Below are 11952 nucleotides of genomic sequence, written 5' to 3'. Positions count from 1 at the left end.
TTCGCGTCTTCGGACGCGAGCCCCTCACCACGCGTGGCGCCTCGGCCGATTGGCCCGCCACGTGCCGCGCGAACTACTGTGACAACGTCCCCGCTCCCGTGAAGAGGATCGAAAACCCATGGCACGTCCCCCCGCATCCGGAACCCAGCACGCCCTGCGCGCCGGCGACTACGAAGCCGTCGTGGCGAGCGTCGGAGCGACGCTCCGCTCGCTCACGTATCGCGGCCGCGACCTCGTCGTGCCGTTCGAGGCCGACGAGGTGCGTCCCGCGCACCGCGGCGCGACCCTCGCCCCCTGGCCGAACCGCGTGGTCGACGGACGCTACTCGTTCGGCGGCCGCGACTTCCAGCTTCCGCTCACCGAGCCCGCGCGTTCGCACGCGCTGCACGGCCTCGCCACCTGGCTCGACTTCGAGGCGATCGACAAGGGCCCCGACCACGTGACGCTGACGGCCGTCATCCAGCCGCAGACGTTCTTCCCGTGGCGCCTCGTGGTCACCACGACGTTCTCGCTCGGCCCCGACGGCCTCACGCAGTCGGTGACGGCGCACAACGAGAGCGACGAGTCCGCCCCGTGGGGCACCGGCCCGCACCCGTACCTCGTCGCCGGTGACGGCCGCGTCGACGGCTGGACGCTCGAGCTGCCCGCCGCTCAGGTGCTCGCGGTCACGCCTGATCGCCTCATCCCGACCGACCTCGTCGCCGTCGACGCCGACGACCCGCAGCGCTTCGACTTCCGCTCCGCCCGCGAGATCGGCGCGGCCGAGATCGACCACGCGTACTCGGGACTCATCCGCGACTCCGATGGCACCGCCACGGTGCGCGTGACGGATGCCGCGGGCTCGGGTGTCGAGATGTCATGGGATGCGGCGTGCCCGTGGGTCCAGATCCACACGGCCGACAAGCCCGACCCCGCACAGAGTCGCCTCGGTCTCGCCGTCGAGCCCATGACGTGCGCGCCCGACGCGTTCAACGCCGGGTCGTACGACTACGACGCGGGGCTGATCGTCATAGAGCCCGAGGCATCCGTCACCGCTTCGTGGCGCATCGCCGCGATCGACTGAGTCTCCCGCACGCGCGACACAGCGAAAGCGGAGCCGGCCCCCCGGTCGGCTCCGCTTTCATCGTCTGCGGATCAGGTGCTGTCCCGCAGGTCTTCCTTGATGTCGTTGCGCGTTTTCACCGAGTCGCGCTCCGCTTCGGCCTTCTTGACGTTGGCATCAGCCTTCATCTCGTCGACCTTGTCCCCGACTCGATCGGTGGTGTCTTCCCACGCGTCTTTGATCTTCTCGCCGACGGCCTCGGCCGTCTCCTTCGCGTCTTCCATGAATCCCATCGATCTCTCCTCTCATGAGGGATGACACCGACGCTACGCGTGAGGCGCAGGGCGGGGCAGGGGCTTGATTCGGCGCCTGGCGCTTGATACACGGATGGATGCTGCCGCCCTGGGTGGCGCCGCACGGCCGCGGTGGCCGGCGCGCTCTGCCGGCGGGGTGCTTGCGCGGGCGGGTGAGGCGTCAGCCGATCGGCGTCGTGGTGTCGATCGCGTCGCGCAGCGGCCGGCGCATCGGCGCCCAGTAGTGGGTCGGCGTGACGCGTGCCAGCACGTCGACCAGTCGAGCCTCGCGGCCGATCATCGTGCGCGGGCGCCGGCGGATCGTGGCGTCGACGATGCGCGCCGCCGCGTCTGCGGGCTCGGTGTGGTACATCGCGGCCTGCGCGGCCGCCGCGCGCTGGGCGACCGCGGGGTCGATCGCCGCGGCGTACCGGCCGTGCAGGATGATGCCCGTCTTCACGCCCGCAGGGTAGACCGCGCCGACCGTGATCGTGGAGCGCTCGAGTTCGTGCCGCAACGACTCGGTGAACCCGCGCACCGCGAACTTGCTCATCGCATAGGGGATGCGCCCCGCCGGAGCCGCGAGCCCGTAGATCGAGACCAGGTGCGTGATGTGGGCGGCCGGCTCGCGCCGCAGCGCGGGCAGCAGCGCCTGCGTGACGTTGACGGTGCCCCACAGATTCACGTCCATGAGCCAGCGCATCTCGGCCATCGCCAGTTGGTCGATGTCGCCGAGCATCGACGATCCGGCGCACGTCACGAGCGCCTGGATCCGCGGATGGGATGCCTCGACCTCCGCCACGACGGCGGTGACCTCGGCGTCGTCGGTGAGGTCGATCGCGTGCGTGGTGTGCCCGGTTCCGTCGAGGCTCGCGGCGACCGCGGCGAGGCCGTCGACGTTGCGGTCGAGCAGGGCGAGGCGCGCTCCGCGCGCGGCCAGCTGCCGTGCGACGTCGGCGCCCATGCCAGCGGCCGCGCCGGTGATGACGGTGGTGCGCCCGCGCACGTCCAGGGGTCGCTGCTTCGCCATGTGATGCCTCTCGGTCCGGTCGTCGCCGTCGACGACCCGCGCCTACGATTCTCGCTGACTCGGGATGGCCCCGCGGACGCTAGCCTTTGAGGGGAGGTGCGATGGGCAAGACCGCAGAGGCGATCGCCGAAGGGGTGTCCATCGCGTCCGCCGCCGCGCGGCTCGCGATCCGCAACCGCATCCTCGTCGAGACGATCGCGCACGATGAGCAGTTCGACGTGGTCGCGTTCACGCCGTTCGCACGCGAGACCCTGCTGGGCCTCGCGGCGGAGCAGGACGAAGCGGCCGCTCTCGTCAGACGCCAGCGCAAGAAGGCGTGGGGCAAGTTCACCGACCCCGACGGAACCCACGACTACCGCGACCGTGACACGCGCAACCTCCGTAAGCGTGGCCGGCAGTACGCGGGTGTCGCGAAGGCCCTGCGCGCGATGGCCGACGACCCGCACGTCGTGCGCACCTTCATCGAGCAGTCGCGCGACGCCGCGTGGGGGGATGTCGAGGCCAACCTCCAACGGCGATTGCGCGTCGAGGGCATGCGCCCCGAGCTCGACCCCGACTACGACCGCATGCGCGCCGCCCGCATGCAGTCGATCCGCCTCGTCGACCTCCCGCGCCTCGCGGCTCACAAGCGCCATCAGGACGATCCCGAGACGGATGCTGCGCCACCGGCCGAGCCCGCGGCACACTCGCCCCGCATCTCCGGCATCGATGTCAGCGAGCTCGAGTCCTGACGTCACCGGACGCGGCGCGTAACCTCGACCCGTGATCGACGACGCGCCACCACCTCCGATGCGCTTCCCGATGGATCATCCGCTGACCCGGCGGGTGCGTGAGATCTGCCTGCCGTTCCCGGAAGCCACCGAGGTCCTCGCGCACGGGCGTTCCACGTTCCGCGCCGGCAAGCGCCAGTTCGCGATCGTCGGTGCCGCCCACGACGACGTCGGCGCGGTCGAGTTCATCCCCGACGAACTGGAGCGTCCCGCGCTTCTCGAGCGCGACGACGTTTTCGTGCCGCCGTACGAGGGGGCGTACGGCTGGCTCGCGCTGCGTGTGGAACCGGATGCCGGTGACTGGGTGCTCCTCGCCGAGCTCATCGACACGTCCTACCGGCAGGTCGCGCTGCAACGACAGCTGCGTGCTCTCGACGGTGGCTAGGGGAGCGCTGGTGTGCGCGGACACGCCCGGGCGACCAGCATCCGACCGCCGATTCGCGCGCCGCGCATCCGTCAGGTATTGTTGACGACGTTGTGCGCGAGAGCGAGCAACATGCGCCCGTAGCTCAATGGATAGAGCATCTGACTACGGATCAGAAGGTTAGGGGTTCGAGTCCCTTCGGGCGCGCACTGTGTTGAGACAGTAAGCATTGAAAACCCGCGGACTGCCGCGGGTTTTCGTGTTTCGTGGGTGGCTCACTTCCTTCTGATTCCGCGGGCGTGCCGTCGGACCGCGAATCAGCATGGTCGGACGGACGAGCCCTGATTTTCCCCGGATGCCGTGAGCGACATCGTTGGAATCAGACGGGGTGCCGTTCGCATGTGTGCACCTGTGTGTGCACTAGAAGGTGGCCGCTGTGCAGTGGTCGTGGTCGATGCTTCGAGGGAGTGCTCGGGACCCTCTGGGGCGCGGCACGTGCCGTCGGTACGGAACCGCGCGTCGGCCAGCGTTCGGATGCCGGTCGACGCGAGGGCGGTGCGCGCTTGAGGCGCGTGGCGTGCCGGTCGGACTGCATTCGGTTGGGGCTCCGGCAGCGAGCGGCGCCCAAGGTGTGGCCGGGTTTCCTGGCTCTACGCCAGATTGCGCCCCTGGTTGATCGCGTGCGTGAATCGCACGGCAACCTCATCGGATCGGTCCTGCATGCTGACGAGCGCGGTTTCGAGTCCTGATCCATTCGGGACGTCGAAGAATCTGAAGGGGACGTCGAGGAGTAGCCGCCCTCGTCTTTATGGGTGCGACCTGGATCTGGTTTCGCGCGCTTCGCCGACGGGATGCGCGAGCGTCTCACGCCAATCGGAGCGAGTAGGCCTCCGTCCCGACCGCGCCCCCGGCCACCGCAACGGAACCACTGCTCGCATGAGGGTCCATCGGCGGGCCTCGGGGTGAGCCGCAGGGGAGTCTCGCTCCACGTGATGGTGGATGAGGTCGCCGCTAACGGTCATGCACCCATGACCGGGACGCTGAGATGTCCGATCACGGACGGCCTTGCGAACGCTCACTGCCCGGCGTCCGGGCGCGCGATTTCGCCGTTCGCGTCTGGCCTGTTCCTGATTTTCGTATTACGCTTCTTGCATGAGCGCGGGCGAAACGATCAATGGCGTGCCGGTCACCGAGCAGCAGGTCTCGGAGTGGGCGGCGGAGGCCGAAGCCGGCTACGACGTTGACGCGCTGAAGAAGCGCGGACGAGGCCGCCCCGGGCGCGGCGCAGAGCCGTCGCAGGTCGTCGCACTGCGGCTGACGAGCGAGGAGCTTGCCGAGCTGGACGCACGTGCAGCGCGAGCGCACAAGACGCGATCCGAGCTGATCCGAGACGCGCTCGCCGCCTACGCCGCGTGAACATCCACGGCTCAGCGCTCAAACACGGCATCTCGGAAGACGACGCGAGGCAGGCGGCATCCTGGCCTCTCTGGATTGAGGACCTCGACGAGGATTAACCGTCCCGCCAGCTGAGGCTCGGGTTCGACACCCAGGGGCGGCTGCTCGAGACCGTCGTGCTTGTCTTCGACAGTGGCAACGAGCTCGTCATCCACGCCATGAAGGCGCGTCCGCGGATGCTCGACCTGCTCCCCTGAGGCCGATAGCGATGTGTGCACGCATGTGTGCACAAGGGCTCGAAATTCGCGGAATCACGCGGAGGTTCGCCGCGTCCCGCTTGACTACGGATCAGAAGGTTAGGGTTCGAGTCCCTTCGGGCGCGCACTGTGTTGAGACAGTAGCTATCGAAAGCCCGCGGATCTCCGCGGGTTTTCGTGTTTCCTGGGGTGGGTTGAGTCCCTTGTGATCAGCAAGCTGTCGGCGGATCGCCGCCATGAACCGACGGCATGAACAGTGACCAACGGTCAGCTCGGTCGGTCGTCTGGTGCAAGCTCCCGTCGCATGACCCAGCGCTGTGCGCCGCCGGAGTGGGCGTCCGTCGCCTGTATCCGGACGAAGCCGTGGGCCTCGAACAGGTGAACTGTTCCGACGTAGCCGCTGATCTGATCGACCCGTTCGCCGGTATCTACCGGATACCCCTCGACGATCGTCGCGCCGCCCGTCCGCGCATCTTCTATCGCACCGGCCAGCAGGTCGTGCCTGAGCCCGCGCTTGCGAAACCCGCCCCGGACAACGAAACAGACGATCGACCAGGGTTCGCGTTCCTCATCCAAGTAGGGGATCGTGCGCGAGTTCATGAGTCGCCGGTACGTGGATTTCGGAGCCACCGAACACCAGCCCGCGACGTGGTGGAATGGGACGGGACGGCAGTGTGGACATGGGAAGCTCCTTCGTTCGTCTGCTCACGTTGCCCGACAATCAGCACAGCGCCGGTCCTCGGTTCCCACCAGGAGGACCGGCATCGGTCGGCGCGTTCGGGGATGACGTCCCGACCGTCACCAGGCGTTGATGTGCAGGACGTCGTCGAGCGGCGCGCGATGCGCGGCTCGGAAGTCGGTTCCCACGGTGTACGCGACGGGAAGCAGCACGCCTTGGCGCACGGTCGACGGGATGCCGAGCAGCTCTGCGATCTCGCGCTCGTACGCGAGGTGCAACGTCGTCCAGGCGCTGCCGAGGCCGCGAGCCCGCAGCGCGAGCTGCAGACTCCAGGCGGCAGGGAGGAGCGACCCCCACAGACCGGCCTGGCTTCCCGGCTCGAACTCCTCGGCCCCCGTGAAGATGGCACCGATCACGAGGACCGGGACTTCCCCCATGTGCTCAGCCAGGTAGTCGGCGCTCGATGACACCCGCTGCTGAACCGCTTGGCGCGTCGGGTCGGCGTAAGTCCGGGAACCGGATGCGCGATAGCGGGCAAACGAGCGCGCGTACAATCTGGCGATGGCCTGGCGCTTCTCCACGTCGGTGACGATGATCCAGTGCCATGTCTGGGCGTTGCTCCCTGTCGGCGCCTGCAGCGCCACCTCGAGTGCTTCCCTCACGATCTCGACAGGGACGGGACGTCGAAGGTCGAGCCGTCGTCGCACGGATCGGGTCGTCGTCAGTAGCTCGTCGGGGCTCAACGGAAGGCGGTCGCTCATAGCCCGACGGTAGCTGCCGCCGGAATTCGTCGACCCTCTGCTCTGCCTCGAGATGTCATCCGGCGTCGCAGAGAGGGACCCGGCTTCGATCCGTAAGCCGAAGCGTCGCGTCCGGTGGGCCTGCGGCCTGTCGCGCTGACTCGCAGATCGCACACACAAAGAAGAAGCCCCGACCGTTACCACACGGCCGGGGCGAGACGAATGAGAAGTTCGCCTATCCCCATCACCGTACCTTGCGCACCTGGGAGGTCGCTCGGCGCCGGACCGGTCTGGCTGGGACCGCAATCGAACTCAGTTGGCGTGCGCTCGACGACTGGTCTGAGTGCGCCCGATCGCCGTGCCGAGGGTGGTGAACGTCGCTACGCAGCGGTCGCCAGGTCCTGGCGAAGTTGCGCTGCGGCAGCAGTCCCCGGTTCCGGAAGCGTGGTGATGCGCTCGTTCCATCGCTGTCGCGTCTGCATGGCCCAGAAGACGGCGAACAGGGTCAGCCCCACCGCCTCGCCGAACAGCACCTCCGGGAAGCCAGGGATCGCGTCTTCGATGCCGAACTGCGCCACAACGGCCAGCCCGACAAGGAAGAGGATGTCGGCGGCCATCGCTATCGCCAGGATCTTGTACCAGAGCTTCTGGGTGTCAGTCGCCGGGGTGCGGTCCTCCGGGTCGTTGTCGCGGATGCCGCGGATCCAGACCACCGTGGCGAACGCGGCGAAGAACAGGAACGTGGCGATGTAGTGGATGCTGAAGCTCCACGGGCCGATTCGGAAGTACGGGAACGCGCCGTTCGCCACGAAGGTGAAGAGGAAGAGGGCGACGGCGGTGACGGCGGCGGTCACGGGGACAACGAGTGCGAACCGCTTCCGCTTCTCCTTGCGCTGCACGATCAGCATCACCACGACGACCACCACGAGGGTGAGGATGTAGGTGAGGACCGCGTTCTGCACCTCGGGAAATGCGGCCTTCGGCAGGCAGCTCTGCTCCTCGCCCTCGCAGGTGAACGTGGTCAGACCCTGCTCAGTGGCCTTCACGTCAGTGGGCACGATCGCGATGAGCGGTCCGAAGATCGCAGCGAAATCGAGCAGCGTCGAGGGGCTGGGGAGTGTGAGGGTCCGCCTTCCCAGCGGGATCTTCGCCGCACCTCCTCGGCCGTTGAGGGCGAGCATCGCGAGGGATGCCGCGATCAGGACGCCGACGAACACGTTCCGTGCCGGGGTCCAGTAGTAGTAGCTGATCGACCCCTTCACGTAGCCGCCGGCCACCGAGGCGATGATCACGCCGATGAAGAGGGCTGCGACGGCGAAGACGAACGATAGTCGCAGATAGCGGTGGGTCTTCAAGGCCGCCGTGATGAAGTCCGGCTGCTCATCCTGGGCTTGCCGTTGGTGGGCGAGCTTTCCATTCGTCGTGTCCGTCATCACTGCTCCAAATGCAGAGAAAATGACTCGCCGCGACGCGTTGTGAGTCTGATTGCCGCTGTCGCGACTTGCGCTCTCCCCCAGCGGAGCGCCTGCGCGTCATGGTACCGCTCCCGGTATGGCGACGGCAGTCCCGGCAAACTGTGATTCCTCCTTTCGAGGAGTTGGGACCGGAGTGCTGGATCCTGGTGTGGACGAACCAGCGTGTGCCGGACAGGTACGGAGTAGAACCACTTCCCGTCTGGAGGCGCCATGACCCCCGATCCCCTGGACGCTCGGCTCGAGCGGTCCGCGCCCGCCGTCCGCGCGGCTGATCCTATCGACCTGCAGGCGATGATCGCCTCCGCGGCGCAGGAGGCGAAACACCCGCGGCGCCGGCGCATCGGCATCGCCGCGGCGCTCCTCTCGCTCCTGCTCGTGGGCGGCGCGGGGATCGCGACCGCGTCCTCGCCGTGGCTGTGGGCGCGGGGATGGAGTCGAACCGCAGCTACACGTACACCTCGCCGACCTGGGGCCAGTGCGAACTGCGGCAGGGCAACTTCGTCGCCGCAAACCCCTTCCGACAATTCGAACTCGATCGGGTCATCGACGAATGGTTCGCGAAGGCCGACCTGTCGGCAGAGGTCGAGCCGCTGATGGGGAAGTACCTCGACGTGATCGAAGACTCACAGGCGAAGGAACCGGAACCCATCACAGATCCGCGCTTGCCCGATCTCAACTACTGGAGTGCCGTCGACCTGGCCGTGAGCGAGGCGCTGTACGTGGAGCTCCGCGCGCGCGGGTTCGGCCAAGGAAGCGTCACGAACAGCAGCAGCCAGGTGCACTGCGAGGGCGAGCAGTGGTGACGCGTGCCCTCGAGACCGCCTTGGCCGCGGCATCCCCGTGCCTCCTCCCTCAGCTGCAGACCGGAGCGCGCCAGACGGCGGGCGCGTCCGCGTTCTAGGCCCACCCGAGTTCGCGCAGGCGTGCGTCATCCAGCCCGAAGTAGTGTCCGATCTCGTGCACGAGGGTGATCCGAACACGCGCCCGAAGGGCATCGAGATCCGGACTGTGCTCCTGCATGTTGTTCTTGAAAAGGGTGATCCGGTCGGGGAGCTCCCCGTAGCCGTACACGCCACGTGTCTTCAGCGGGCGCCCGCTGTAGAGCCCGAACAGCCGCGGCCGCTCGCCCGCGGGCTGGTTCGCGATGAGGATCGCCACGTTCTCGAGACCTCTCACCATGTCTTCGGGCAGAGCGTCGTACTCTTCGGCGACCATCGCCTGGAAGTCCGCGTCGGAGATCTCGACCATGGGACCTATTGTGCGCGGCTTGCCGCAGGTGCACGTGCGAGGCCCGTCTCAGCACCCGCCAGCTCACGATCTGGTGTCGTGCCAGACGCCGAACTCCCGTTTCACGTCGGCGAAGTCCTGGACCTCTTCCTCAAGGCGACGGGCGAGCCACTCTCCGTCGCGCAACCACTTCTGCAGGTTCGCGTCGCTGTCCCACCCGTCGAACGGGTCGGCGTGCTGCTCGAAGAAGGCCTGCCATCCGGCGAGGTCCTGACCGAGCTCGTGACTGAGTCCATAGGTCGCGGGCGTGGTGGCGTAGCCCACGTCCGAACAACGAGTCGACGAACCTCACCGCTCGAAGATAGCCGCGCTTCCCTCGGATTGCGGCGGCGTGCTCGCTCGCAGAGCGACCGCGCAAGGGGCCCGGGACGCAGCGGTCCGCCTCGCCGGTGCCGATGAGCCGCTGTATGGTGCGGAGATGCGATCGCGAGCAACGGCCGTGCTGGCCCTTTTCTCCACCTTGGTTCTCGCGGGTTGCTCGCCTACGACGCTTCCCGAGTTCGAAGCGGTGCAGACAGATCGCGACCTCCTGGTCGGCGCTGCCTCGCAGGATGTCGACGCCGATAGCACCCGCTACGTCGGCGAGGTCGAAGGCGCGGATATCTACCTTGCTCGCGGCACTGACGACACCCTGTGCCTGATCCACATCCGCGATGGAGAGTGGGAGCACACGGGATGTGGGGCGGGCTTGGGTATCGGAAGCACACTTGAGACAGGCACTCGCATCGAAGCAGGGACGTTCACGTTCCCCGATGACGAGGTCGCAGGCGGGAAGCGCACGCGGCTCAGCGACAGTGTGACGGTGATCTCTTACCGCTGACGACCACGCCATCACCGGTGCGCGTCGCGCACTCGAGGACAGGCTTCGGAGGGAATGACTGAGGAGCGACATGGAGTACTTCGGACTGACCGGCCGGCGAGCGCTGGTCACCGGCGGCAACCGCGGTCTGGGTCTTGCGATCGCGCACGCGCTCGCGGCCGCAGGCGCCCACGTGGTGCTGGGGGTCCGCAATCCGGAAAGCGCGGATCAGCCGCTCCGGGCGATTCGGGCTGAGGGCGGTTCCGCATCCTCGATCGCCCTCGATGTCACGCGGCTCGATGAGGCCCGAGCAGCGGTCGACGCCGCATCGGAGGGTGGCGCGTTCGACATCCTGGTGAACAACGCCGGCGGCGGGATCAACGCGCCGGCGATCGACGTCACGGAGGCGGACTTCGATGCGGTGTGGTCGCTGAACGTCCGTTCGGCGCTGTTCCTCTCGCAGCACGTCGCGCGCTCGATGCCGTCCGGGGGCGCGATCGTGAATGTCGCATCGCAAGCAGGCATCGTGGCGCTGCCCGGCGAGTCGTCGTACTGCGTGGCAAAGGCAGCGATGCTGCATATGACTCGCTGCCATGCGCTCGAGTGGGGTGACCGGGGCATCCGCGTCAATGCGGTCGCCCCCACGTTCATCGAAACCGACGGCACGGCCGACGCACTGTCTGACCCCGCGTTCCGCGCCGACGTCATCGACCGGATCGCGGCGCTGCATCGGATCGGCAAGCCCACAGAGGTGGCAGGAGCGGTCTTGTTCCTCTGCTCTCCCGCGGCGTCGCTCGTCACCGGCCAGACACTGGTCGTCGACGGCGGGTGGACCATCCGCTGAGGGACCGGCCGCTTCCGATCGGTGATCGGCGTGCATGCACGTGTTCGCGGGTCCCCGGGCTCGACCCCCGGCCCGCGTAGGCTCTCCGGATGACCTTCGATGCGAACGACGCGGGCACCGGCGTCGACGGAATCCTCAGTCGGGACCAGCTCGGCGATGCGGCACCATCGCTTGCCACCGCAGCTGGGAGTGGTGTCGCGTGAGCGTGCACCTCATCGGCGGCGGCGCGACCACGGCTGCGGATGCCCCGCTCTATGCGCCGTTCGTCGCTGAAGCGGTGGCGCGAGCGGCCGACGCGGGCCGCTCGCTGCCGCGCATCGCGGTGATCTCCCTGCACCCCGAGGCAGCGGAGAAGGCGGTGGCACTCGGCGAGCTTCTGGCCGAGGCCGCAACGGGATCCGCGATCGACGTGCACCTGACCGCGGGGCGCCACGGCGAGCCGATCGGGCCCGGCGCGATCGCCGACGTCGACGGCATTGCGGTGGGTGGCGGCGTCGTCGAGGACGTGCGCGCCGGGCTCGAGCCGGTGTTCAGCGAGTTGCGTCGGCTGGTTGCCGGCGGTGTGCCGTACCTCGGTGTCTCGGCCGGTGCGATGATCGTGGCGGAGGGCTCGCTCGGAGGCGGTTCGCGCATCGGCGGCGTGGTCGTCTCACCGGAGGACCCCGACGAAGCGGGGGACGAGCTGGAGATCGAGGCCGGCATCGGCCTCGTCGACGTGGCCATCGAGGTGCACGTCGCCCAGCGCGGCATGCTGTCCCGTTTGGTCGCCGCCGTCGAGTCGGGGATGGTCGCGGGTGGGCTCGGCATCGACGAGCGCACAGCCCTGATCGTGGGTGACAGCACGCTCCGGGTCGAAGGAGAAGGCAGCGTTTGGCGGGTGCTGCCGACCGACGGCGGCGTGCTGGTCTCCACCATCGGTACCTGAGGGCGTTCCGGCGTCCCTCGCCTCTGCGAGATCTCCCACTCTTCGCGGACTT

General features: G+C 68.1%; 15 protein-coding genes, 1 tRNA gene and 1 pseudogene. 10 read left to right on the top strand and 7 right to left on the bottom strand.

The window, feature by feature from the left end:
- The first annotated feature begins 118 nt into the window (after positions 1–118).
- Positions 119–1063, top strand: a complete 945-nt coding sequence (locus RS82_RS06585) for an aldose 1-epimerase family protein (protein ID WP_045297799.1) — start codon at positions 119–121, stop codon at positions 1061–1063.
- A gap of 71 nt (positions 1064–1134) precedes the next feature.
- Here RS82_RS06585 and RS82_RS06580 read toward each other — a convergent pair whose 3' ends face one another.
- Together RS82_RS06580 and RS82_RS06575 are read right to left on the bottom strand one after the other, a co-directional pair.
- Complete coding sequence (locus tag RS82_RS06580) at positions 1135–1335, bottom strand: hypothetical protein (protein ID WP_045297798.1); 201 nt, start codon at positions 1333–1335, stop codon at positions 1135–1137.
- Between the two features lie 181 nt (positions 1336–1516).
- Positions 1517–2365: an SDR family NAD(P)-dependent oxidoreductase gene (locus RS82_RS06575; RefSeq protein WP_045297797.1), complete on the bottom strand. Its 849-nt coding sequence runs from the start codon at positions 2363–2365 to the stop codon at positions 1517–1519.
- 101 nt (positions 2366–2466) lie between these two features.
- Between RS82_RS06575 and RS82_RS06570 the strand changes: the two genes are divergently transcribed.
- The 5 genes and pseudogenes from RS82_RS06570 (at position 2467) to RS82_RS21770 (ending at position 5151) form a co-directional block, all read left to right on the top strand.
- Complete coding sequence (locus RS82_RS06570) at positions 2467–3096, top strand: hypothetical protein (RefSeq protein ID WP_045297796.1); 630 nt, start codon at positions 2467–2469, stop codon at positions 3094–3096.
- A gap of 31 nt (positions 3097–3127) precedes the next feature.
- Positions 3128–3520 (top strand): MmcQ/YjbR family DNA-binding protein, encoded by a 393-nt coding sequence (locus tag RS82_RS06565; RefSeq protein WP_245619533.1) that lies wholly within the window; start codon positions 3128–3130, stop codon positions 3518–3520.
- A gap of 113 nt (positions 3521–3633) precedes the next feature.
- Positions 3634–3706: transfer RNA gene (locus tag RS82_RS06560), tRNA-Arg, on the top strand.
- Positions 3707–4651: 945 nt separating this feature from the next.
- On the top strand, positions 4652–4915 hold the full coding sequence (locus RS82_RS06555; protein WP_045297794.1) for a ribbon-helix-helix domain-containing protein: 264 nt from the start codon (positions 4652–4654) through the stop codon (positions 4913–4915).
- A pseudogene (locus RS82_RS21770) lies at positions 4912–5151 on the top strand (toxin). Before RS82_RS06555 ends, RS82_RS21770 begins: the two are co-directional and overlap by 4 nt.
- Before the next feature lie 267 nt (positions 5152–5418).
- Here the strand turns inward: RS82_RS21770 and RS82_RS06545 are convergent.
- The 3 genes from RS82_RS06545 to RS82_RS06535 form a co-directional block, all read right to left on the bottom strand.
- Positions 5419–5751 carry a GNAT family N-acetyltransferase gene (locus RS82_RS06545; protein ID WP_245619532.1) on the bottom strand — a complete coding sequence of 111 codons (333 nt, stop codon included), beginning with the start codon at positions 5749–5751 and terminating at the stop codon, positions 5419–5421.
- A gap of 198 nt (positions 5752–5949) precedes the next feature.
- Positions 5950–6591, bottom strand: a complete 642-nt coding sequence (locus RS82_RS06540) for a nitroreductase family protein (protein WP_045297793.1) — start codon at positions 6589–6591, stop codon at positions 5950–5952.
- A 359-nt stretch (positions 6592–6950) separates the two neighbouring features.
- Entirely contained in the window at positions 6951–8003 is a 1053-nt protein-coding gene (locus RS82_RS06535) for a hypothetical protein (protein WP_045297792.1), read from the bottom strand.
- A 470-nt stretch (positions 8004–8473) separates the two neighbouring features.
- Here RS82_RS06535 and RS82_RS06530 point away from each other — a divergent pair, with 470 nt between their 5' ends.
- Complete coding sequence (locus RS82_RS06530) at positions 8474–8848, top strand: hypothetical protein (protein WP_045297791.1); 375 nt, start codon at positions 8474–8476, stop codon at positions 8846–8848.
- A 94-nt stretch (positions 8849–8942) separates the two neighbouring features.
- On the opposite strand, the gene RS82_RS06525 is transcribed toward RS82_RS06530, so the two are convergent.
- Both RS82_RS06525 and RS82_RS06520 read right to left on the bottom strand, forming a co-directional pair.
- Entirely contained in the window at positions 8943–9293 is a 351-nt protein-coding gene (locus tag RS82_RS06525) for a metallopeptidase family protein (RefSeq protein WP_045297790.1), read from the bottom strand.
- Between the two features lie 63 nt (positions 9294–9356).
- The gene (locus RS82_RS06520; protein WP_045297789.1) at positions 9357–9596 is read right to left on the bottom strand and encodes a hypothetical protein; all 240 of its coding nucleotides are present in this window, start codon (positions 9594–9596) and stop codon (positions 9357–9359) included.
- Between the two features lie 154 nt (positions 9597–9750).
- On the opposite strand from RS82_RS06520, the gene RS82_RS06515 reads away from it, so the two are divergent.
- From RS82_RS06515 to RS82_RS06505, 3 genes are all read left to right on the top strand, one after another.
- Positions 9751–10152: a hypothetical protein gene (locus RS82_RS06515; RefSeq protein WP_157005437.1), complete on the top strand. Its 402-nt coding sequence runs from the start codon at positions 9751–9753 to the stop codon at positions 10150–10152.
- A 70-nt stretch (positions 10153–10222) separates the two neighbouring features.
- Complete coding sequence (locus RS82_RS06510; protein WP_045297787.1) at positions 10223–10975, top strand: SDR family NAD(P)-dependent oxidoreductase; 753 nt, start codon at positions 10223–10225, stop codon at positions 10973–10975.
- 199 nt (positions 10976–11174) lie between these two features.
- The gene (locus tag RS82_RS06505; protein ID WP_045297786.1) at positions 11175–11900 is read left to right on the top strand and encodes a Type 1 glutamine amidotransferase-like domain-containing protein; all 726 of its coding nucleotides are present in this window, start codon (positions 11175–11177) and stop codon (positions 11898–11900) included.
- The last annotated feature ends 52 nt before the right edge of the window (positions 11901–11952 follow it).

Origin of the sequence: Microbacterium trichothecenolyticum (genome assembly GCF_000956465.1) — a bacterium.
Lineage (GTDB): Bacteria > Actinomycetota > Actinomycetes > Actinomycetales > Microbacteriaceae > Microbacterium > Microbacterium trichothecenolyticum.
The sequence above is the reverse complement of the archived record's forward strand: the minus strand, read 5'-3'. Positions and strand labels throughout refer to the sequence as shown.

Bases quoted from the DNA above. Each gene is read 5' to 3' on its own strand.
- RS82_RS06535 (WP_045297792.1), bottom strand. From the start codon at position 8,003: ATGACGGACACGACGAATGGAAAGCTCGCCCACCAACGGCAAGCCCAG.
- RS82_RS06555 (WP_045297794.1), top strand. From the start codon at position 4,652: ATGAGCGCGGGCGAAACGATCAATGGCGTGCCGGTCACCGAGCAGCAG.
- RS82_RS06580 (WP_045297798.1), bottom strand. From the start codon at position 1,335: ATGGGATTCATGGAAGACGCGAAGGAGACGGCCGAGGCCGTCGGCGAG.
- RS82_RS06575 (WP_045297797.1), bottom strand. From the start codon at position 2,365: ATGGCGAAGCAGCGACCCCTGGACGTGCGCGGGCGCACCACCGTCATC.
- RS82_RS06545 (WP_245619532.1), bottom strand. From the start codon at position 5,751: ATGAACTCGCGCACGATCCCCTACTTGGATGAGGAACGCGAACCCTGG.
- RS82_RS06570 (WP_045297796.1), top strand. From the start codon at position 2,467: ATGGGCAAGACCGCAGAGGCGATCGCCGAAGGGGTGTCCATCGCGTCC.
- RS82_RS06510 (WP_045297787.1), top strand. From the start codon at position 10,223: ATGGAGTACTTCGGACTGACCGGCCGGCGAGCGCTGGTCACCGGCGGC.
- RS82_RS06525 (WP_045297790.1), bottom strand. From the start codon at position 9,293: ATGGTCGAGATCTCCGACGCGGACTTCCAGGCGATGGTCGCCGAAGAG.
- RS82_RS06515 (WP_157005437.1), top strand. From the start codon at position 9,751: ATGCGATCGCGAGCAACGGCCGTGCTGGCCCTTTTCTCCACCTTGGTT.
- RS82_RS06530 (WP_045297791.1), top strand. From the start codon at position 8,474: ATGGAGTCGAACCGCAGCTACACGTACACCTCGCCGACCTGGGGCCAG.
- RS82_RS06585 (WP_045297799.1), top strand. From the start codon at position 119: ATGGCACGTCCCCCCGCATCCGGAACCCAGCACGCCCTGCGCGCCGGC.
- RS82_RS06540 (WP_045297793.1), bottom strand. From the start codon at position 6,591: ATGAGCGACCGCCTTCCGTTGAGCCCCGACGAGCTACTGACGACGACC.